20 protein-coding genes are annotated in these 17030 nt (G+C 65.7%); 10 read left to right on the plus strand and 10 right to left on the minus strand.

The genetic code is table 11. The annotated features are described in order from the left end of the window. Positions 1–10: 10 nt before the first annotated feature. The 7 genes from GO308_RS02680 to GO308_RS02710 all read right to left on the minus strand — a co-directional run bounded on the left by GO308_RS02680 (position 11) and on the right by GO308_RS02710 (position 7902). Positions 11–1087 carry a 5-(carboxyamino)imidazole ribonucleotide synthase gene (locus tag GO308_RS02680; RefSeq protein ID WP_240883713.1) on the minus strand — a complete coding sequence of 359 codons (1077 nt, stop codon included), beginning with the start codon at positions 1085–1087 and terminating at the stop codon, positions 11–13. Beyond that, entirely contained in the window at positions 1084–1563 is a 480-nt protein-coding gene (gene purE / locus GO308_RS02685) for a 5-(carboxyamino)imidazole ribonucleotide mutase (protein WP_240883714.1), read from the minus strand. Before purE ends, GO308_RS02680 begins: the two co-directional genes overlap by 4 nt. Before the next feature lie 38 nt (positions 1564–1601). Beyond that, positions 1602–2171 (minus strand): GNAT family N-acetyltransferase, encoded by a 570-nt coding sequence (locus GO308_RS02690; RefSeq protein ID WP_240883715.1) that lies wholly within the window; start codon positions 2169–2171, stop codon positions 1602–1604. Positions 2172–2175: 4 nt separating this feature from the next. Then, positions 2176–2862, minus strand: a complete 687-nt coding sequence (gene gpmA, locus GO308_RS02695) for a 2,3-diphosphoglycerate-dependent phosphoglycerate mutase (protein ID WP_240883716.1) — start codon at positions 2860–2862, stop codon at positions 2176–2178. Positions 2863–2971: 109 nt separating this feature from the next. Further along, on the minus strand, positions 2972–5965 hold the full coding sequence (locus GO308_RS02700; RefSeq protein ID WP_240883717.1) for a TonB-dependent receptor: 2994 nt from the start codon (positions 5963–5965) through the stop codon (positions 2972–2974). Between the two features lie 201 nt (positions 5966–6166). Continuing rightward, positions 6167–7285: a M14-type cytosolic carboxypeptidase gene (locus GO308_RS02705; protein ID WP_240883718.1), complete on the minus strand. Its 1119-nt coding sequence runs from the start codon at positions 7283–7285 to the stop codon at positions 6167–6169. Next, positions 7282–7902: a DUF4136 domain-containing protein gene (locus GO308_RS02710; protein WP_240883719.1), complete on the minus strand. Its 621-nt coding sequence runs from the start codon at positions 7900–7902 to the stop codon at positions 7282–7284. Before GO308_RS02710 ends, GO308_RS02705 begins: the two co-directional genes overlap by 4 nt. Positions 7903–8087: 185 nt before the next feature. Between GO308_RS02710 and ykgO the strand changes: the two genes are divergently transcribed. Beyond that, positions 8088–8213 carry a type B 50S ribosomal protein L36 gene (gene ykgO / locus GO308_RS02715; RefSeq protein WP_066482602.1) on the plus strand — a complete coding sequence of 42 codons (126 nt, stop codon included), beginning with the start codon at positions 8088–8090 and terminating at the stop codon, positions 8211–8213. Between the two features lie 92 nt (positions 8214–8305). Continuing rightward, the gene (locus GO308_RS02720; protein WP_240883720.1) at positions 8306–8926 is read left to right on the plus strand and encodes an HAD family phosphatase; all 621 of its coding nucleotides are present in this window, start codon (positions 8306–8308) and stop codon (positions 8924–8926) included. Positions 8927–9072: 146 nt separating this feature from the next. Here the strand turns inward: GO308_RS02720 and GO308_RS02725 are convergent, their stop codons facing one another. Next, entirely contained in the window at positions 9073–9666 is a 594-nt protein-coding gene (locus tag GO308_RS02725) for a Swt1 family HEPN domain-containing protein (protein WP_240883721.1), read from the minus strand. Then, positions 9659–10297 carry a DUF5343 domain-containing protein gene (locus tag GO308_RS02730; RefSeq protein ID WP_240883722.1) on the minus strand — a complete coding sequence of 213 codons (639 nt, stop codon included), beginning with the start codon at positions 10295–10297 and terminating at the stop codon, positions 9659–9661. The genes GO308_RS02725 and GO308_RS02730 overlap by 8 nt, the downstream gene beginning before the upstream one ends. Positions 10298–10716: 419 nt before the next feature. On the opposite strand from GO308_RS02730, the gene GO308_RS02735 reads away from it, so the two are divergent. Then, positions 10717–11007 (plus strand): type II toxin-antitoxin system prevent-host-death family antitoxin, encoded by a 291-nt coding sequence (locus tag GO308_RS02735; protein WP_240883723.1) that lies wholly within the window; start codon positions 10717–10719, stop codon positions 11005–11007. Continuing rightward, positions 11004–11402 (plus strand): PIN domain-containing protein, encoded by a 399-nt coding sequence (locus GO308_RS02740; protein WP_240883724.1) that lies wholly within the window; start codon positions 11004–11006, stop codon positions 11400–11402. Before GO308_RS02735 ends, GO308_RS02740 begins: the two co-directional genes overlap by 4 nt. Positions 11403–11412: 10 nt before the next feature. Here GO308_RS02740 and pyk read toward each other — a convergent pair whose 3' ends face one another. Further along, the gene (gene pyk, locus GO308_RS02745) at positions 11413–12885 is read right to left on the minus strand and encodes a pyruvate kinase (RefSeq protein WP_066550461.1); all 1473 of its coding nucleotides are present in this window, start codon (positions 12883–12885) and stop codon (positions 11413–11415) included. 76 nt (positions 12886–12961) lie between these two features. Between pyk and GO308_RS02750 the strand changes: the two genes are divergently transcribed. The 6 genes from GO308_RS02750 to ruvC all read left to right on the plus strand — a co-directional run bounded on the left by GO308_RS02750 (position 12962) and on the right by ruvC (position 16965). Next, a complete protein-coding gene (locus GO308_RS02750; protein WP_240883725.1) occupies positions 12962–13342 on the plus strand; it encodes a DUF1244 domain-containing protein in 381 nt (126 codons plus the stop codon). Positions 13343–13378: 36 nt separating this feature from the next. Further along, on the plus strand, positions 13379–14698 hold the full coding sequence (locus GO308_RS02755; protein WP_240883726.1) for an amidohydrolase family protein: 1320 nt from the start codon (positions 13379–13381) through the stop codon (positions 14696–14698). A 75-nt stretch (positions 14699–14773) separates the two neighbouring features. Further along, positions 14774–15013 carry a DUF2312 domain-containing protein gene (locus tag GO308_RS02760; RefSeq protein ID WP_066482577.1) on the plus strand — a complete coding sequence of 80 codons (240 nt, stop codon included), beginning with the start codon at positions 14774–14776 and terminating at the stop codon, positions 15011–15013. Positions 15014–15037: 24 nt separating this feature from the next. Beyond that, positions 15038–15361, plus strand: a complete 324-nt coding sequence (locus GO308_RS02765; protein WP_240883727.1) for a heavy metal-binding domain-containing protein — start codon at positions 15038–15040, stop codon at positions 15359–15361. Positions 15362–15394: 33 nt separating this feature from the next. After that, complete coding sequence (locus GO308_RS02770) at positions 15395–16138, plus strand: YebC/PmpR family DNA-binding transcriptional regulator (RefSeq protein ID WP_066550469.1); 744 nt, start codon at positions 15395–15397, stop codon at positions 16136–16138. A gap of 338 nt (positions 16139–16476) precedes the next feature. Beyond that, positions 16477–16965 carry a crossover junction endodeoxyribonuclease RuvC gene (ruvC, locus tag GO308_RS02775; protein ID WP_240883728.1) on the plus strand — a complete coding sequence of 163 codons (489 nt, stop codon included), beginning with the start codon at positions 16477–16479 and terminating at the stop codon, positions 16963–16965. Positions 16966–17030: the final 65 nt, after the last annotated feature.

A 17030-nucleotide genomic window follows, 5' to 3' on the forward strand; every position in this document is an offset into this window, starting at 1 on the left:
CTGGCGGCGGCTAGCGTTCGATCCGGGTGACATGCCCCATCTTGCGCCCCGGGCGGGCCTCATGCTTGCCATAGAGATGCAGATGCGCGTCATCCTGCGCGATCAGGTCCGGCCAGCGCGTCACCTGATCCCCGATCAGGTTCTCCATCCGCACCGCTCGGGCGGTCAGCCCCGTCGGCCCGAGCGGCAGGCTGCAGATCGCGCGGACATGGTTTTCGAACTGGCTGGTCTGCGCGCCCTCGATTGTCCAGTGGCCGCTATTGTGGACGCGCGGCGCCATTTCGTTGAACACCGGCCCGGTGTCGGTGGCGAAGAACTCGAGCGTCAGCACGCCGATATAGTCGAGCCGCTCGGCCACCCGGCCGGCCAGCGCAGCGGCTTCGGTCCACTGGCTTGCGACCATCGCCGGGGCGGGGAGGGCGGAACTGGCAAGAATGCCATCGGCATGCACATTGACCGGCGGCGGGTAGCCCATGATCGCCCCGTCGGCACCGCGGGCCAGCACGATCGAAAATTCGTGGGCGAACCGCACGAACCCTTCGAGGATCGCTGGCGCGGCACCGATCGCGGCCCATGCTGCATCGGCGTCGGCGGGGGTGTGCAGCCGGGCCTGCCCCTTGCCGTCATAGCCGAACCGCGTCGTCTTGAGGATCGCGGGGCAACCGATCGCGGCGATCGCCGCATCCAGCCCGGCGCGGCTGTCGACCTCGCGCCAGGGAGCCGCGCGCCCGCCCAGATCCTCGACAAAGCGCTTTTCCGCGGTCCGGTCCTGGGCGACGCGCAACGCCGCGACCGACGGGCGTACCGGCACGGTTGCAGCAATCGCCGCGATCGGATCGGCGGCGATGTTCTCGAACTCATAGGTGACGACATCGACTGCCTCGGCAAAGGCGGCGAGCGCGTCGGGATCGTCATAGGCGGCGCGGGTGAACGCGAAGCAGACATCGTTGGCCGGCCCGCTCTCGGGTGCCAGGATGTGGGTGCGATAGCCGAGCTGAACCGCCGCCACGCCGATCATCCGGCCCAGCTGGCCGGCACCGATGATGCCGATCGTCGATCCGGGGGGCAGCAGGCCGGGCGTCGTCATTGCGGGTCGATCACCACATCTTCGGTCTGGCGCGCGCGCCATGCCACCAGTCGCTCGCCCAGCGCCGCGTCGTGCGTCGCCAGGATCGCCGCCGCCAGCAACCCGGCATTGGTCGCGCCCGCCTTGCCGATCGCCAGCGTGCCCACGGGGATGCCGCCGGGCATCTGGACGATCGACAACAGGCTGTCCATGCCGCTCAGCGCCTTGGATTCGACGGGTACGCCCAGCACCGGCAGGTGCGTCATCGCCGCCGCCATGCCGGGCAGGTGCGCGGCACCGCCGGCGCCGGCGATGATGACCTTCAGCCCGCGCCCGGCCGCCTGTTCGGCATAATCAACCAGCCGCTTCGGCGTGCGATGGGCGGAGACGACCTTGACCTCGTGCGCGACGCCCAGTTCGGCGAGCGCGTCGGCGGCATGGCGCATCGTCTCCCAATCGGAAGTGCTGCCCATGATGATGCCGACCAATGGTGTCATGCCCAAGTCCCGGAGCCCGAATTCAGGAAGCGCAGCCTCTAGAGCGCGTCGGGGGGTGGGGCAAGGACGGATGCCGCCGCGCCAATCGCGCGGGTCATGCGCAGCAACGGGACCGGCTCGCCGCCGCGATGCTCCGTCACGGCTTCGACCGGCCGGTATCCTGCGGCGCGATAGAGCGGCACGCCGGCCATCGTCGCCATCAGCTCGGCCCGGGTGAAGCCTTCGCCGGCCGCCGCGCGCTCGCAGGCAGCCAGGATCATGCGTCCGACGCCGCGCCGGGCATGGCGGGGATCGGTGTACATCGCCCGGATGCGCGCAGCGTCGGTCGCGGGGTCGAGCAGACGCGGCTCGCGCAGCGTCGTGCTGGCATCGCTGCCGTACAGGGTGGCGCGCCGGCTCCATCCGCCGCATCCGGCCAGGTCGCCGGCGGCTTCCACCACGAAATAGGTGCCGTCGGCGATGAGCTGGCTATCGAGCCCCATCACCGCGCGGCTCGCCTCGATCTGGGCCGGGGTCAGGAAATCGCGCTGCAGTGTGGCGATTGCCCGCGCCATCAGCCCGCGCAGCGCGTCGAGGTCATTCGCGCGCGCGCGGCGCAGCGCGAGCATGCCGTTACCGCTCGTTCAGATAATAGCGGTCGGTCGCGCCCAGCTGATCGTCGAGTTCATAGACGATCGGCTGGCCGGTGGGGATTTCCAGACCCGTGATGTCGGCGTCGGAGATGCCCGAGAGATGCTTGACCAGCGCGCGCAGCGAATTGCCGTGCGCGGAAATGACGACGCGCTTGCCCGCGCGAAGTTCGGGCGCGATCCGCGCTTCCCAATAGGGCAGAACGCGCGCAATCGTGTCCTTCAGGCTCTCGGTCGCCGGGACCGCGATGCCGGCATAGCGCCGATCGCTCGAGAGATCGAACGCGCCGCCCGGTTCCATCGGCGGCGGCGGCACGTCGAAGCTGCGCCGCCATACATGCACCTGTTCTTCGCCGTGCTTCGCCGCGGTTTCGGCCTTGTTGAGCCCGGTCAGCCCGCCGTAATGGCGCTCATTGAGCCGCCAGTCCTTCTCGACCGGCAGCCACAGCCGCCCCATTTCCTCCAGCACCAGGTTGAGCGTGCGGATCGCGCGCGACTGGAGACTGGTAAAGCACAGATCGAAATCGAGGCCCTTTTCCGCGAGCAGCTGCCCGGCCGCGCGCGCCTCCGCGACGCCCTGGTCAGTCAGGTCGACATCCCACCAGCCGGTGAAGCGGTTTTCCAGGTTCCACGCCGACTGGCCGTGGCGGATCAGGACGAGCTGGGGCATGATGGGGGCCTTTTCGAGCGGAGTTGTCTCGACGCTCCCTAAACGCTGAAACGGGAAGGACAAGGTTTTGCCTCATCCTCCCCGTTTCAACAGGTCTATGTCGCCGGACTTAGAAGCGGATGCGTCCGCCGGCGTAGAAGCGGCGGCCGAACACGTCATAGACGCCCGCGGCCGTGTCGGTGCCGGTCACGTTGAACACCGACCCCGACAGGATGTTCGGCGCGTCATTGTCGAGCACATTGTCGACGCCGACATAGAACTCATACGTCTTCGCCGCAGTCCAGCTCAACTGGGTGTCGAGATAGAATTGCGCCGGAACCGTGATGTCCTCGGCTTCCAGCCCATAGGCTTCGAGCGTCAGGTCATCTTCCGCCGACCGGCCGATATAGGTGCCGGTCACGTTCCAGCGGAAATCATCGTCGGCATAGTTGAAGGATGCGGTGAAGCGGTCCTTGGCCGAACCGATTTCGCCGGCAAAGTCGTCACGCTGACCTCCTTCGAGCGGGATGACATAACCCTTGAGCAGGTGGGTATAGGCGACGCGCAGGCCGATCGTGCCGGTATCCGACAGCACCCGCACCGGGGTGTTCCAGGTCACGACCGCGTCGATGCCCTCGGTCGCCGCCGACCCACCGTTGATGAGCGGCGCGTCGATGAACTCGAGCGACCCCGCGCTGTTCGATGCGGTCGGCGTCGCGCGGCGCTGGATGAGGTCGCAGAAGTCCTTGTCGCCGGCTTCATAGCATTGCGCGAGCGTGAACTGGCGCGGGGCCGAGGTGATGTAATCCTCGACGTCGATGTTGAAGTAATCGACCGACAGGCTCAGCCGCTCGAAAATGCCGCCCAGCTGGCGCGGTGCCAGCACCGCCCCGAAGGTGTAGGAGCGCGACTTTTCCTCGTTCAGGTCGGGATTGCCGCTGTTGAAGCCGCTGATCCCCTGAACGTCGGGCTGGGTGAGGGTGAAGGTGCCGTTGGCCGCGATGTTGGCCAGCACGCCGGGTGCCGCACGGCAATTGTCGCCGATCGTGCCGCCGCCCGTCGCACCGATGCCCTCGCACGGATCCTGAAGACCGGTGGGGAAGGTCTGCGACGGACCGGTGAACAGCTCGCCGATGTTTGGCGCGCGCACCGAACGGGCATAGGTGCCGCGCACGCGCAGGCCGTCAAACGGCTCCCAGTCGCCGCCGACATTCCAGGTATAGACCGTGCCGACCGTCGAATAGTCGGAGATGCGGCCCGCCGCGGTCAGGTTGAGCGACTTGAAGAACGGGGTGTCGGCCAGCACCGGAATGCGCAACTCGCCAAAGACTTCGCGCACGTCGAACGAACCCGCCGTGTCGGGAATGGCGTTGCCGCCGTTCAGCCCGGCATTGGTCAGCGCATCGTTGTTCTCGGTGCTCGATTCCTTGCGATATTCCGCACCGACCGCGATGCCCAGCGGGCCGGCGGGCAGGTCGAACAGCTCGCCCGACAGGCTGCCCTGGATCTGCTGCTGGGTGATGCGCGTCTGAAACGACTGGGGCGCCTGAACATATTGGGCGGCCTCTGGCGTGATCGATCCGGCGCCGAACACGTTGATCGGCACGCAGCCCTGGGCCCGCGCGGTCGCGCTGGCGCAGACGGCGTCGGTGGTCGATCCGTTGTTGTTCAGGTCGTTGACGTCGGGGATCGCCGCCAGCGCGTTGGCGAAGTTGAGCACGTTCACCTGGCCGTTCGAAATCTGCGATTCCGACGTGCGGCCATAATTATAGAACACGTCCCAGCGGAACCGGTTGTCGAACAGGTCGCCTTCCAGGCCGACGACGAAGCGATAAAAGTCGCGCGACGTGCTGCCGTTGCGGGTGCCGATATCGCTCAGCCGGCGGGCGAAGGAAATGTCGCGCAGGCCGTCGCCATCCTCGTCCTGGGCGGCCGCCGCAATCGCGCCGGGCACCAGCGGGTTGAGCACCGCCACGCCGTTCACGAACGTCTCGATCGGCACCAGGCCGCCGGAGGCGGGGAAGATGTTTTCCGATCCCAGCGCGAACGGCTCGATCTCGCGCGACGAGCTGGTGTTGTTGAACGTGCCTTCGGCATAAACGCGGACGCTGTCGGTCACGTCATAATGCGCGCGTCCGGCGAACAGATAGCGTTCGACCGGCACCGCGATGGTGCGGAAGAACTGGCGGTTGAAACCGTTGACGTTGGTGTTGAACCCGGTCTGCAGATTGCCCTGCGGGTCATAGGTAAAGGACTGACCCCCGGCGGTGAAGCGGCCCTGCGGCGCGAAACCGGACAGGAACGGCTCCAGCGGCGTGCCATAATCGGCGGGGTTCTCGCCCGTCGCCAGGAAGGTGTCGATATCGTCGAGCACCGTGTTGCGGCGACGGCGCGACAGCAGCCCGCCTTCGTTCGAATAGCCCGCGTGCAGCATGATGTTGCCGCGGCCATCGGCCAGGTTCGCGCCAAAGGTGATGTTCGCCTGATAGCGCGGATCATCGCCGCGTTCGGTGATGCCATATTGCGCGTTGGCTTCCAGCCCTTCGAAATTGTCGCGATAGCGGAAGTTGACCACACCCGCGACCGCGTCGGAGCCATAGATTGACGACGAACCGCCGGTCAGCGTGTCGACGCTTTGCAGGAACTGGGTCGGGATAACGTTGGTGTCGACGGTCGCCGATCCCGGCACGCCGGAAACGACGCGGCGGCCGTTGATCAGGACCAGCGTGCGCGCGGTGCCCAGGTTGCGCAGGTCGATGCTGGCGACGCCCGTGCCCGACGTCAGGAACGCGGTGTTGGTGCGTGCAAAGGTCGGCGCGCCGAACACCGGATTTTCGAGCAGCAGTTCCTGGACATTGGTGATGCCCGAATCGGTGATCTGCTGGATGGTCGTCGTCTGCACCGGCGCGATCGACGTGGCGTTGGGCGATACAATGCGCGAACCGGTCACGACGATCGCTTCGTCGCGCTGGTCCTGATCCGTCTGGGTCTCGGGCGTTTCGGCCTGCGGCTCGGCGGGGGCGGCGGGCGTCTGCTGCGCGTGGGCGGGAACGGCGATCAGCGACATGGACAGCGCCACGGCGGCGCAACCGGCCATCAGGCCGGCGTTACGCGAATACAACATTTTCTACTTCCTTACGCTACGCAACACATACACGGTCGCCGCCGGTCACCCGGCATTGACCCCCGCGCCGGCGATACGCGCCGGTTCGGGATGCGCGGCAGAAAGCAGGGATGCGCCCGCGACAAAAGCGTCAATCGACATGCGCGCGCACGGAAACCGCCGCGACTGTGGCTCTGCGGCAACAGTCGTCGGGATGAGGGCTTACAGGTCGTCGATCATCCCGGCCAGCGTGTCGAGGCAGGCGTGCGCGAGCAACTTGCACCGGTCGGGCGACCAGCCGAATTCGGGGTCGGGCGCGGGATCATGGTCCTTGAACGGCATTTCCAGCGTCATCGCGACCGCGCCGAATCGCTCGGCCAGCTGGTTGGTCGACATCGCCAGATTGGCCTTGCCCGGCTTGGCCTTTTCATAGCCGCGCTGCGTCTGGAACAGCGGCGTCGTGGCCTCCAGCGCGTGGGCGAACCGGTTGAATTTCGCACCCAGCGCATCGGTCCAGCTCGGAATCCCCTCAAACCCGGCCAGGAAGTTGGCGGGGATCGCTTCGTCGCCATGCACGTCCATCGCGAAGTCGACGCCGGTCGCGTCCATCGCCGCCAGCACGCACAGCACTTCCGGGCTGCGTTCGGCGGTGGGGGCGTGCCATTCGCGGTTGAGGTTGACGCCGGCGGCGTTGGTGCGCAGGTGCCCGCGCCGCGACCCGTCGGGGTTCATGTTGGGAACAATGTGCAGCGTCGCCGCCGCGCGCAGCCTGGCCGCGGTCGCATCCTGCGCGTCGGTCAGCTTCTCGAGCGCGCCCTCCATCCACCATTCGGCCATGCTCTCGCCGGGATGCTGGCGGCCATAGAGCCAGACCTGCTTCGCGCCGGTACCGAGTTCGAGGCAATCGATCGGCTGCCCGTCGAGCGAACGGCCGAGCGTGCGGTGGCGGACGCCTTCGCGCGCGCCGATCCGCGCGATCAGGTCGTGATGACGCTCCATCGCATAGGGCGCGAAATAGGCGAACCAGGCGACGTCGCCGCTGAACTGATGGGTGAATGACAGGACTCCGCCGGCATAATCGGTGTCGGTCATCCGCCAGTGCGCACGATCGGTGCTCATCCGCGCGCGATAGCCCGGCCAGCCGAACGCATAGGCCGCGCCGCCCGCATTCAGGATCCGGAAGGTCAGCGTGCGCCCGCGCGCGCCGGCGGCGCGGAAATGGAACCATTGATAGAAATCGGACTGATGATCGGGCACGATCTCAAGGTCGATGCGGTCGCCTTCGATCGCGACCAGGCGAATATTGCCGCTGTCGAACACGGCATTGATGTCGATGCTCATTTGACCCTGATAGTGATGCCGGACTCGCCGGGAAAGTCCCTGAACAGCGCGGATGCGACCTTTTGTGCCTGGGCGACCGGCTGCGCATCGTCGGTGCGGGCGATCGCCTGGGTCGTGGCCTTGCCGTCCCAGATCACCGTCGCGTCCCCTTGACGCCGCAACTGCACGACGATGTCGGTCGCCAGCACCTCGCGCGTGCCGCCGCCGATGCCGAAACCGACGCCGCCGCCCAGCCCGACCCCGCCGCCGCGCCGGCCGCCGCTGATCCCGCCGCCACCGACGCCGATCGACACCGGCGCGGGCTTTTCCACCGTGCCGACCGGGCGGCGCTGGAACCCGACCGCGGCGACATAGTCGGCGGTGCGCGGGTCGGCCGCGGCGGCAAAGCCCAGCCGCGCCATTTCCGCCTGTACCGCACCGGCATAAGTGCGATATTCCGGCCCGGTGGCAAGCTGGCCGCCGACCGGCTCGACCGCGACGGTGCCCACGGGAATCGCGCCGCCCAGATGATAGCGGGTGACGTCGACCGGCCCGGCGCGCCGCGTTGTGGCGCATCCCGCCACAAGGATCGTCGCCGCCAGCGCGGTCATCGGAAGGAGGGAGCGGGTACGGAACATGGCCAGTCTCCTGTCGCGGGCAACGAACCGCCCGCCGCACCCGCTATGCGACAGAAATCGGGCGACGGCCAGCATCGCCGGGGGACGCGCGCGGCTTGACTTGCGCGCGGTCAATCGTTAGGCGGCACGCTCTTTCCGGGCCACCCCGGAACCCCGACACCTATTGAAAGCCAAGCGAGCCGGTCATGAAGATCGTCAATTCCCTCAAGTCGCTCAAGGGGCGGCACCGTGACAATCGTGTGATTCGCCGTCGCGGCCGCATCTATGTGATCAACAAGACCAATCGCCGGTTCAAGGCCCGCCAGGGCTGAACCACGATCGGTCGCGCTGAACCGGCCTGCCTCTCCCTGACCGGAGACGCGGGCCGTTTGCGTTAGTTCGCCCCAATATTGCCGAGCAGCGCATGGCATCGCCCCGGATCTCCGCCGTCATCTTCGATATCGGCAACGTCCTGTTCCGCTGGCACCCGCGCTTCCTCTATGAACGGCTGATCGCCGACCCGGCCGCGCTTGACGCCTTCGTGCGCGATGTCGTGAACGAGGAATGGCATTTCCAGCACGACGCCGGCCGGCCGTTCGCGGAAACCTCCGCCGAGCGGATCGCACAGTTTCCCGAACATGCCGATCTGATCGCCGCCTGGGGCCCGCGCTTCAACGAAAGCCTGCCCGGCCCGGTCGACGGGATGGTCGAGATCGTCGAGCAATTGGACGCGGCGCAAGTGCCGCTGTTCGCGATCACCAATTTCTCCGCCGAGTTCTGGCCCCCGTTCCGCGCGACCCAGGCGGCCCTGTTCGACCGTTTCCGCGACATCGTCGTGTCGGGCGAGGAGCGACTGGTGAAGCCCGACCCCGCCATCTACCGCCTCGCGCTCGCCCGCTTCGGGCTGCGCGCAGACGAAGCGATGTTCATCGACGACAATCCCGCCAATGTGACGGCGGCGGCAGCGATGGGCATTCATGCGGTGCGATTTGAGGATGCGGCGGGGGTGCAGGCGGAGTTGGGGTGGCTGGGGGTGTTAGGGTAGGGCCCAAGGTTAGGGCATGTTTTGATCCGAGGGCGTGCTCGCAAGGCAATAGAACTAGGTCAAGGCGCCTTAATTAATTTTGGAAAAACAAGCGATAACAGCGCCGCTCTGTTTCGTATATGATAAATCAAACGTCCGGACGAAATTCAAGACATCAGTCGAAACCAAGATCGAACGGCCAGATTAAGCCGATCTTGCTCAAGCTCGTCAGTTGGATTGCAATGCGCAATCGGCCCCCGAAGTAGGTTAAGTTGATTCGACACATTACTCACGGCTGACTTGGAGTTGAATACCGGTTCGAATAACTCCCAATTGTCTGTAATGATTTGAGATAGCTCACCGAAAGTAGTATAATCGATTAGATTGTCAGATCGGGGAGTGATACCGTTATCGACCTCTTTCCTGCGTCGAGGCCCGACTTGATCGCGAATTCGCTTCTCATCGACACGTTCGCTTTGCCACCAGTCTGCCCCTTCCGCTTCAAACATAATGTCTGAGACGAGGCGTCTGATGGAGTTCTCAAGACAATAGAAAATCTCATAAAATTCCGACATGCGCGATGCTTCTGAACGAAGCACCGCTTCGAACTGCTCGTATTCGGCGGCTTTTCGGCCTTTGGTGCGACCCTGTGCCCATCCCAAATCGATCTCGAACGCGTGCTCGATCCGCGACATCTCTGAGGCGATCTGAAGCCCGCTCATCCCAAAGGCGCGGATGAGGCCGTCAGGACGACTAGGCATCGGATGATCTCAGAAGGTGCTCCTTAAGGCTCTTGAAGATCGCATTGAAGACTTCTGAGTCTGATGTCGCCGGGAGGTTGAGATTTATTGTATATCCCAAATTTAATCCGAACGACTGCGGTGAAATCGGACTTTCGACAAGCGGTTGCGTTGGTGTTTCATGGGTTGTTGCCGATAACGGCCCTGAATAGGCTGTTTCGCTACTTTGCGAAAAATCGGCAAAGCTTTTTAGGTGCTTAATGCATGCACAAACTAACTTCACTGGTCCGGAGTCATGAGCTTGCCCCGTTTCTTCCGTTACCAAGCCTACAAGGGCCTCGTCAGAAAGTTCATGCATAAACTCATTACGAAGGTATAACGGTGCGTATGCGGCGCGAATTGCCGCAGCGACAGATGCGCCGGACTGAGCAGGATTTCGGAATTTCTTATACAGGTCTGTGGGGGAGCCGTCTGCATTTGTGAACCCAACTTTTTTTAAGAAAGAGGTCATCTGGTCGCCCGATCCGCCGGGAATCTTTAAAATTGTTTTTACAAAATCTTGGCTCACTCTCTCCGGTACTGCGGCCTGTTTGATCCCGGTCAGCGCGCGATCAATATTCCCAGGAGAAGTGACGTAAGGAAGGGCTGCCATATGCTCTCCAGGTTGCCGTTAAAAGAACAGCAACAACATATTGAGCCCGCAGTTCAAGAGGAAATGTGTTCGTTCCGGCGCCACAGGGTACTTTCTGGCATCTCACTCAGAAGCGGCTAGTGCGACGCAGTTCTAGTTGACAGCTCCATCTGGGTTTGTTGCTAAAGGGTTAAGGTGTCGCTCGTTAGGCTTCGACGCCTTTTTGCCCATCTCCAGCAACCATGTACGGCACGCCGTTTGATGCGACGGCCGAACAGCACATTTGCGCAAACTATAAAGCGCCTGCCCGCACCCGAGATGCCGCGGCGAAGCGCCAAGGATTTCGTAATTGGGCCCAGTTTCGCAAGAGATTTACGCCTCCGTCTGGACGGAAATGCAAATTGTGACTACTGTAGGCACGCCCCGCTGGAGCCACTCCAATGAAACTCTCCATCCGCGAAGCCCGTGCGCGATTTTCCGAGGCCATCGCTGCGGCCGAACGTGGCGAGCGGGTGGTCATCACGCGGCATGGCAAGCCGGTGGTGGAGCTGGCGATACCTAGGTCTGACCCGGTTGATGCGCCGGCCTTTCTCGACCGGCTCGCGCACGCGCGGACGGTCGCGGGTCTAGCCATCGTCGACGAAAATCCCTGGCCGCCGGAAATGGACGATCCGGCGTTCAGCCGCGCCGCCTTGCGCCTCGACGATGACGACGGCCACGACGCCGGATGAGCCTGCTGCTTGACACGCATTACGTCATCTGGCTCGCGATCAGCCCGGAAATACTCACCGACCGCGAGCTTGACCTTCTGGCGGCGCACGCTGGCGAGACGTGGATTTCGGCAGCGTCGCTGTGGGAGATCAAGCTGAAATGGGAGCTTCGCCACCCGAGCGGGGATCGCAAGGGCGCGATCAGCCCGGCGCGTGCGCTGGACTTCGCACGCGCCGCGGATTTTCGGGTTGAACCGCTCTATCCCGAGTTGTTCGCGCTCGCACTCGATGCGCCGTCCGCGAGCGACGACCCGTTCGATGCGCTACTGTTGCTTCAGGCCCAGAGCCTCGGCCTGCGGCTGCTCACGCGCGACCGACGCCTCGTCGATCACCCGCTCGCCTATCGGTTCGGGTGATGCGCACGCTTCAGTCCCGATAGCCCTTCAGCTCATCGCCGGTAATCCCCACCACGTGCAGCACGTTGGTCGATCCCGGCGTTCCGAACGGCACGCCGGCACAGATCACCACGCGCTCGCCCGCGCCCGCAATGCCGTGGCGCAGCGCCATGCGCTTGGCCTTGGCGACCATTTCCTCGAACGAGTTGACGTCCTTGGTCTGCACCGCGTGCACGCCCCACAACAGGCCCAGCCGCCGCGCGGTTTCCGCCTTTGGCGTCAGCACCAGGATCGGCACCGACGGCCGCTCGCGCGCGATGCGGCGTGCGGTCGACCCCGACATGGTGAAGCAGATGATCGCCCGCGCGGACACCGTCGCGGTGATCGACTTGGCGGCTTCGGCCAGCGCGTCCGCCGTGGTCGGGTCGGGGCGCAGCACGGTGAAGTGCACGCGGTCGCCATGCGCGGGGTCGCTTTCGACGGCGTGGGCGATCGCATCCATCATCGCGACCGATTCGACCGGCCACGCGCCCGCCGCGCTTTCCGCCGACAGCATGATCGCGTCCGCGCCGTCATAGACCGCGGTCGCCACGTCGGACACTTCGGCGCGGGTGGGGGTGGGGGCGGTGATCATCGATTCGAGCATCTGGGTCGCGACGATCACCGGGCGGCCAAGCCGGCGCGAGGTCTCGACGATGCGCTTCTGCATCGGCGGCACGGTTTCCGGCGGCAATTCGACGCCCAGGTCGCCGCGCGCGACCATCACGCCGTCGCACATCTCGACGATCTCCTCCAGCCGCTCGACCGCGCTCGGCTTTTCGATCTTGGCGAGCAGCGCCGCGCGACCGCCGATCAGCCGCCGCGCCTCGGCCAGATCCTCGGGCCGCTGGACGAAGCTCAACGCGATCCAGTCGACGCCCTGGTCGACCGCGAAGGCGAGGTCGGAGCGGTCCTTTTCGGTCAGCGCCGCCAGCGGCAGCACGACGTCGGGCACGTTCAGCCCCTTGGAATTGGACAGCGCGCCGCCGACGATCACTTCGGTGATGATCTGATCGGGATCATGGTCGGTGACGCGCAGCACCAGCTTGCCGTCGTCGAGCAACAGCCGCGCGCCGTTCTCGATCCCCTCGAAAATCTCGCGGTGGGGCAATTCGACGCGCTGGGCGTCGCCCGGCGTCTTGTCGCGATCGAGGACGAAGGTCTGGCCGCGTTCCAGCATCACCTTGCCCTCGGCGAACTTGCCGACGCGCAGCTTCGGACCCTGCAGGTCGGCGAGGATGGTCGTCGGCCGGCCGATCTTGCTTTCCAGCCCGCGGATCGCCTCGATCACCGGGATTTTCGATTCCTGGTCGCCATGGCTCATGTTGACGCGGAACGCGTCCGCGCCGGCGCGCATCAGCGCCTCGATCATTTCGGGCGTGCTGCTCGCGGGGCCGAGCGTCGCGAGCACGCGAACCTTGCGCAGGCGGGGGGGCAGGAATCGAACGGGGGCGGCCTTGGTCATGGGGAGGATGCGTCCTTGGCTTGTGCTTGCCCGCGTCTAATCCATATTTGTTGCGGATCAACCGCGGAGGACAGCGATGGACGATCTTGACCGGCTGGACGATGCGGTCGCGGCGGCGGCATTCCGACGACTGGTGCGCCATCTCCAACATCGCGACGATGCGCAGAATGTCGATCTGATGGGTCTGGCGGGGTTTTGCCGCAACTGCCTGGCCGACTGGATCGGCGAGGCGGCGGCGGAAACCGGCGCGCCGATCGACCGCGACACCGCGCGCGCGCTGACCCATGGCATGCCCTATGCCCAGTGGAAGGCGCGCCAGCCCGAGGCGACGCCCGAGCAGATCGAGCGCATGGCGGCGAGCGTTGCGCGCAATCACCGCGTCGCCGCGCTCGATGTGGCGCTTGACGCGAGCTTCCCGGCGAGCGACCCACCTGCCATGACCGAACCGGGGCGCTGAATCGTCGGCGACCCCCGGCAACTTGGGGGACGCCTGATGAAAGCCATGATCGCTACCGCGCTGCTCGCCGGCAGCCTGCTCGCCACGGCGCCGGCCGCGGCACAGAGCGCACCGTCCGCGGCGAAGATCACCTATATCCACGCCGGCCAGCTGCTCGACCGGCCAGGCCAGGCGCCGCGCGGGGCGAGCACGATCATCGTGCGCGACGGCAAGGTGGCCGAGGTCCGCGACGGGTTCGTCGCGCCGGAAACTGGCGCGAAGCTGATCGACCTGAAGGACAAGTTCGTCCTGCCCGGCCTCATTGACCTGCACGTCCATCTGTGGGGCTATCGCGGCGATCCGCTTCAGGCGCGCGCGACGGCGCTCAATCGCGAGACGACCGACGACCTGCTCTATGCGGTCGGCAATGCGCGCAAGACGATCGACGCGGGCTTTACCACGGTACGCGACCTGGGCGGCAATGCGCGCGGCATCCGCTCGCTGCGCGACGGCATCGCGCGCGGCGACGTGGCGGGGCCGACGATCGTCAATGCCGGTCAGATGATCTCGGTCACCGGCGGGCACGGCGACGGCACCAACGGCGCGCGCGAAGACATTGCCGAGATGCTGAAGGAAACGCAGATCAACATCTGCAACGGGGTCGAGGATTGCCGCCGCGCGGTGCGCCAGCAGGTCGGGCTGGGCGCGCTCTATATCAAATTCGCCGCGACCGGCGGCGTCTTGTCCAACGTCTCGGGCGGGCTGGGCCGCGCGATGACGCCGGACGAGATGCACGCGATCATCGACACCGCGCACAATCTCGGCCGGCGCGTCGCCGCGCACAGCCATGCCGCCGAAGGAACGCAGGCGGCGGTCGAGGCTGGCGTCGACACGATCGATCACGGCACCTTCCTGGACGACGCGACGATCCGGCTGATGAAGGCAAAGGGCACCTGGCTGGTCCCGACCATGCTCGCGCCCCAGGCGGCGTTGGCGCAGGCGCGCGCCGGGCAGTTGCCGCCCGCCACCGTGCCCAAGGCGGAAGCGGCAGCGGCGGCCGCGATCGAAAGCCACCGCAAGGCGATCGCCGCCGGGGTCAAGATCGCTTTCGGCACCGATACCGGCGTTTCGCCGCATGGCGAGAATGCGCAGGAGTTCGCACTGATGGTCGCCGCCGGGATGAAGCCCGCCGACGCGATCCGCGCCGCAACGGTCAGCGCGGCGGACGTGCTGGGCCAGGCCGCGACGCTCGGTCAGCTCGCGCCCGGGTTCGAGGCTGACCTGATCGCGGTGTCGGGCAGCCCGCTCGACGACGTGACCCGGCTGGAACGCGTCGATTTCGTCATGGCCGACGGGGTTGTCCACAAGTCGCTGTGACTGGGCGGTTGCGCCGCGCGGCCCGGTTCGCCTAGACGCGCGGCAACCATTCACTTCCAGCCAAGCGGGAACATCATGACGGACAATGTGTCGGCCGAACAACTGCGCCTGTTCATCGAGCGGATCGAACGGCTCGAAGAGGAAAAGCGCGGCATCGCCGACGATATCAAGGACGTGTTTGCCGAAGCCAAGTCGACCGGCTTTGACGTCAAGACCATGCGCCAGATCATCCGCCTGCGCCGCATGGAAAAGCACCACCGCGACGAAGCCGAAGCGCTGCTCGAGACCTACAAGGCGGCACTCGGACTCGCCTGAGGCCGCTATCCGGGAGTTCTACGCATGATCCTGACCGCGACCCCCGACGTCCAGGGCAAGGTGATCACCGCCTATCACGGCGTCGTCGCCGCAGAAGTCATCATGGGCGCCAACCTGTTCCGCGACCTGTTCGCCAATATCCGCGATCTGGTCGGCGGTCGGTCGAATGCGTACGAACGGCCGCTGCGCGACGCGCGGGCGATGGCGATGGACGAACTCGCCGCCGAGGCGCGCGAAAAGGGCGCCAATGCCGTCGTCGGCATCGACATCGACTATGAAGTCATCGGCGACAAGGGGTCGATGCTGATGGTGTCGGTGTCGGGCACCGCGGTCACCGTCAGCGGCTGAACCGCGCGACCAGGGGCGTTACAGAGAGCGAATATGGCAGGTCATTCCAAGTTCAAGAACATCATGCACCGCAAGGGTGCGCAGGATAAAAAGCGCTCGTCGCTGTTTTCCAAGCTCAGCCGCGAAATCACCGTCGCGGCCAAGTCCGGGTTGCCCGATCCCGACATGAACCCGCGCCTGCGCGCCGCGGTCAATGCGGCCAAGGCGCAGTCGATGCCCAAGGACAATATCCAGCGCGCGATCGACAAGGCGCAGACGGCCGGCGGCGAGAATTATGAGGAAGTGCGCTATGAGGGCTTCGGTCCCGGCGGCGTGTCGCTGATCGTCGAGACGCTGACCGACAACCGCAACCGCACCGTCACCAACGTCCGGCTGGCGATCAGCAAGAATGGCGGCAATCTGGGCGCGCCGGGATCGGTCAGCCACGCCTTCGACCGGATGGGCCTTATCACCTATCCCGCCAGCGCGGGCGATGCGGAAAAGATCTTCGAGGCTGCGCTGGAGGCGGGCGCGGAGGACGTCCAGTCGACCGATGACGGGCATGAAATCTGGACCGCGCAGGATGCGCTGCACGAAGTCGCCAAGGCGCTGGTGCCCGTGCTGGGCGAAAGCGAAAGCGCCAAGCTCGCCTGGCGGCCGCAGACGATGGTGACGGTCGATGAGGCCGACGCGGCGACCCTGTTCAAGCTGATCGACGCGCTCGACGACGACGACGACGTCCAGACCGTCTGGGGCAATTACGAAGTGCCCGACGAGGTGATGGAAAAGCTCGGATGACCATTCCTCCCCGAGCGCGCTCGGGGGGGTGGGCCGCTCGCACAGCGAGTGGTGGAGGGGCGCGTGCCTAGTTTGCGGCCGATCAGGTTCACGCGAAGGCGCGAAGGCGCGAAGGATTTTGTCACGCGGAGGCGCGGAGGACGCGGAGATGAACAAGGAACGCGCGTAGCGCCTTTATTCCTAAACTGTCGTCCAAGAATCGTCGGTCGAAATGGGCAAAGCCGCTGCCGCGGCAGAGCCTCATCTCCGTGCCCTCCGCGCCTCCGCGTGAACCACCCGACCTTCGCGCCTTCGCGCCTTCGCGCGAACCAAAAACCCCGCCACCACAACGAACAGCCATGCTGATCCTGGGCCTCGATCCCGGGCTCGGCACGACCGGCTGGGGCCTGATCCGCGCCGAAGGCAACCGCCTGTCGCACCTGGCGAACGGCCAGCTCAAAACCGATGCGCAGGCCCCGCTGCCCCGGCGGCTCGCGCATCTCGATGCGATGCTCGTCGCGCTGATCGCGGCGCACGCGCCGGATGCGGCAGCGGTCGAGGAAGTCTTCGTCAACGCCAACCCCCAGTCGACCTTGAAGCTTGGTCAGGCGAGGGGAGTGGTTCTGTGCGCGGCGGCACGTGGTGGGATCGATGTCGGCGAATATGCCGCACGGCTGGTCAAAAAGGCGGTGGTCGGGGTCGGCAATGCCGAAAAGGCGCAGGTCCACGCCATGGTCGCGCGCCTGCTCCCTGGCGCGAGGATCGCCGGAGCGGACGCCGCCGATGCGCTCGCGGTCGCCATCTGCCATGCGCATCACGCCGCCAGCCGCCGCGCCGGGCTGGCCTGACCGCGCCACGGCGCACCCCCGCGCGGGTCCTACCGCCGGCGTCCTTCACGGCTTGCTTACCATTC

Origin of the sequence: Sphingomonas sp. SFZ2018-12 (assembly GCF_022496715.1) — a bacterium.
Classification (GTDB): Bacteria; Pseudomonadota; Alphaproteobacteria; order Sphingomonadales; family Sphingomonadaceae; genus Sphingomonas.

Bases quoted from the DNA above. Each gene is read 5' to 3' on its own strand.
- pyk (WP_066550461.1), bottom strand. From the start codon at position 12,885: ATGACCAAGGCCGCCCCCGTTCGATTCCTGCCCCCCCGCCTGCGCAAG.
- GO308_RS02730 (WP_240883722.1), bottom strand. From the start codon at position 10,297: ATGGCAGCCCTTCCTTACGTCACTTCTCCTGGGAATATTGATCGCGCG.
- gpmA (WP_240883716.1), bottom strand. From the start codon at position 2,862: ATGCCCCAGCTCGTCCTGATCCGCCACGGCCAGTCGGCGTGGAACCTG.
- GO308_RS02725 (WP_240883721.1), bottom strand. From the start codon at position 9,666: ATGCCTAGTCGTCCTGACGGCCTCATCCGCGCCTTTGGGATGAGCGGG.
- GO308_RS02705 (WP_240883718.1), bottom strand. From the start codon at position 7,285: ATGAGCATCGACATCAATGCCGTGTTCGACAGCGGCAATATTCGCCTG.
- GO308_RS02690 (WP_240883715.1), bottom strand. From the start codon at position 2,171: ATGCTCGCGCTGCGCCGCGCGCGCGCGAATGACCTCGACGCGCTGCGC.
- GO308_RS02755 (WP_240883726.1), top strand. From the start codon at position 13,379: ATGAAAGCCATGATCGCTACCGCGCTGCTCGCCGGCAGCCTGCTCGCC.
- GO308_RS02770 (WP_066550469.1), top strand. From the start codon at position 15,395: ATGGCAGGTCATTCCAAGTTCAAGAACATCATGCACCGCAAGGGTGCG.
- GO308_RS02750 (WP_240883725.1), top strand. From the start codon at position 12,962: ATGGACGATCTTGACCGGCTGGACGATGCGGTCGCGGCGGCGGCATTC.
- GO308_RS02735 (WP_240883723.1), top strand. From the start codon at position 10,717: ATGAAACTCTCCATCCGCGAAGCCCGTGCGCGATTTTCCGAGGCCATC.
- purE (WP_240883714.1), bottom strand. From the start codon at position 1,563: ATGACACCATTGGTCGGCATCATCATGGGCAGCACTTCCGATTGGGAG.
- GO308_RS02765 (WP_240883727.1), top strand. From the start codon at position 15,038: ATGATCCTGACCGCGACCCCCGACGTCCAGGGCAAGGTGATCACCGCC.
- GO308_RS02740 (WP_240883724.1), top strand. From the start codon at position 11,004: ATGAGCCTGCTGCTTGACACGCATTACGTCATCTGGCTCGCGATCAGC.
- ruvC (WP_240883728.1), top strand. From the start codon at position 16,477: ATGCTGATCCTGGGCCTCGATCCCGGGCTCGGCACGACCGGCTGGGGC.
- GO308_RS02710 (WP_240883719.1), bottom strand. From the start codon at position 7,902: ATGTTCCGTACCCGCTCCCTCCTTCCGATGACCGCGCTGGCGGCGACG.
- ykgO (WP_066482602.1), top strand. From the start codon at position 8,088: ATGAAGATCGTCAATTCCCTCAAGTCGCTCAAGGGGCGGCACCGTGAC.
- GO308_RS02700 (WP_240883717.1), bottom strand. From the start codon at position 5,965: ATGTTGTATTCGCGTAACGCCGGCCTGATGGCCGGTTGCGCCGCCGTG.
- GO308_RS02680 (WP_240883713.1), bottom strand. From the start codon at position 1,087: ATGACGACGCCCGGCCTGCTGCCCCCCGGATCGACGATCGGCATCATC.
- GO308_RS02720 (WP_240883720.1), top strand. From the start codon at position 8,306: ATGGCATCGCCCCGGATCTCCGCCGTCATCTTCGATATCGGCAACGTC.
- GO308_RS02760 (WP_066482577.1), top strand. From the start codon at position 14,774: ATGACGGACAATGTGTCGGCCGAACAACTGCGCCTGTTCATCGAGCGG.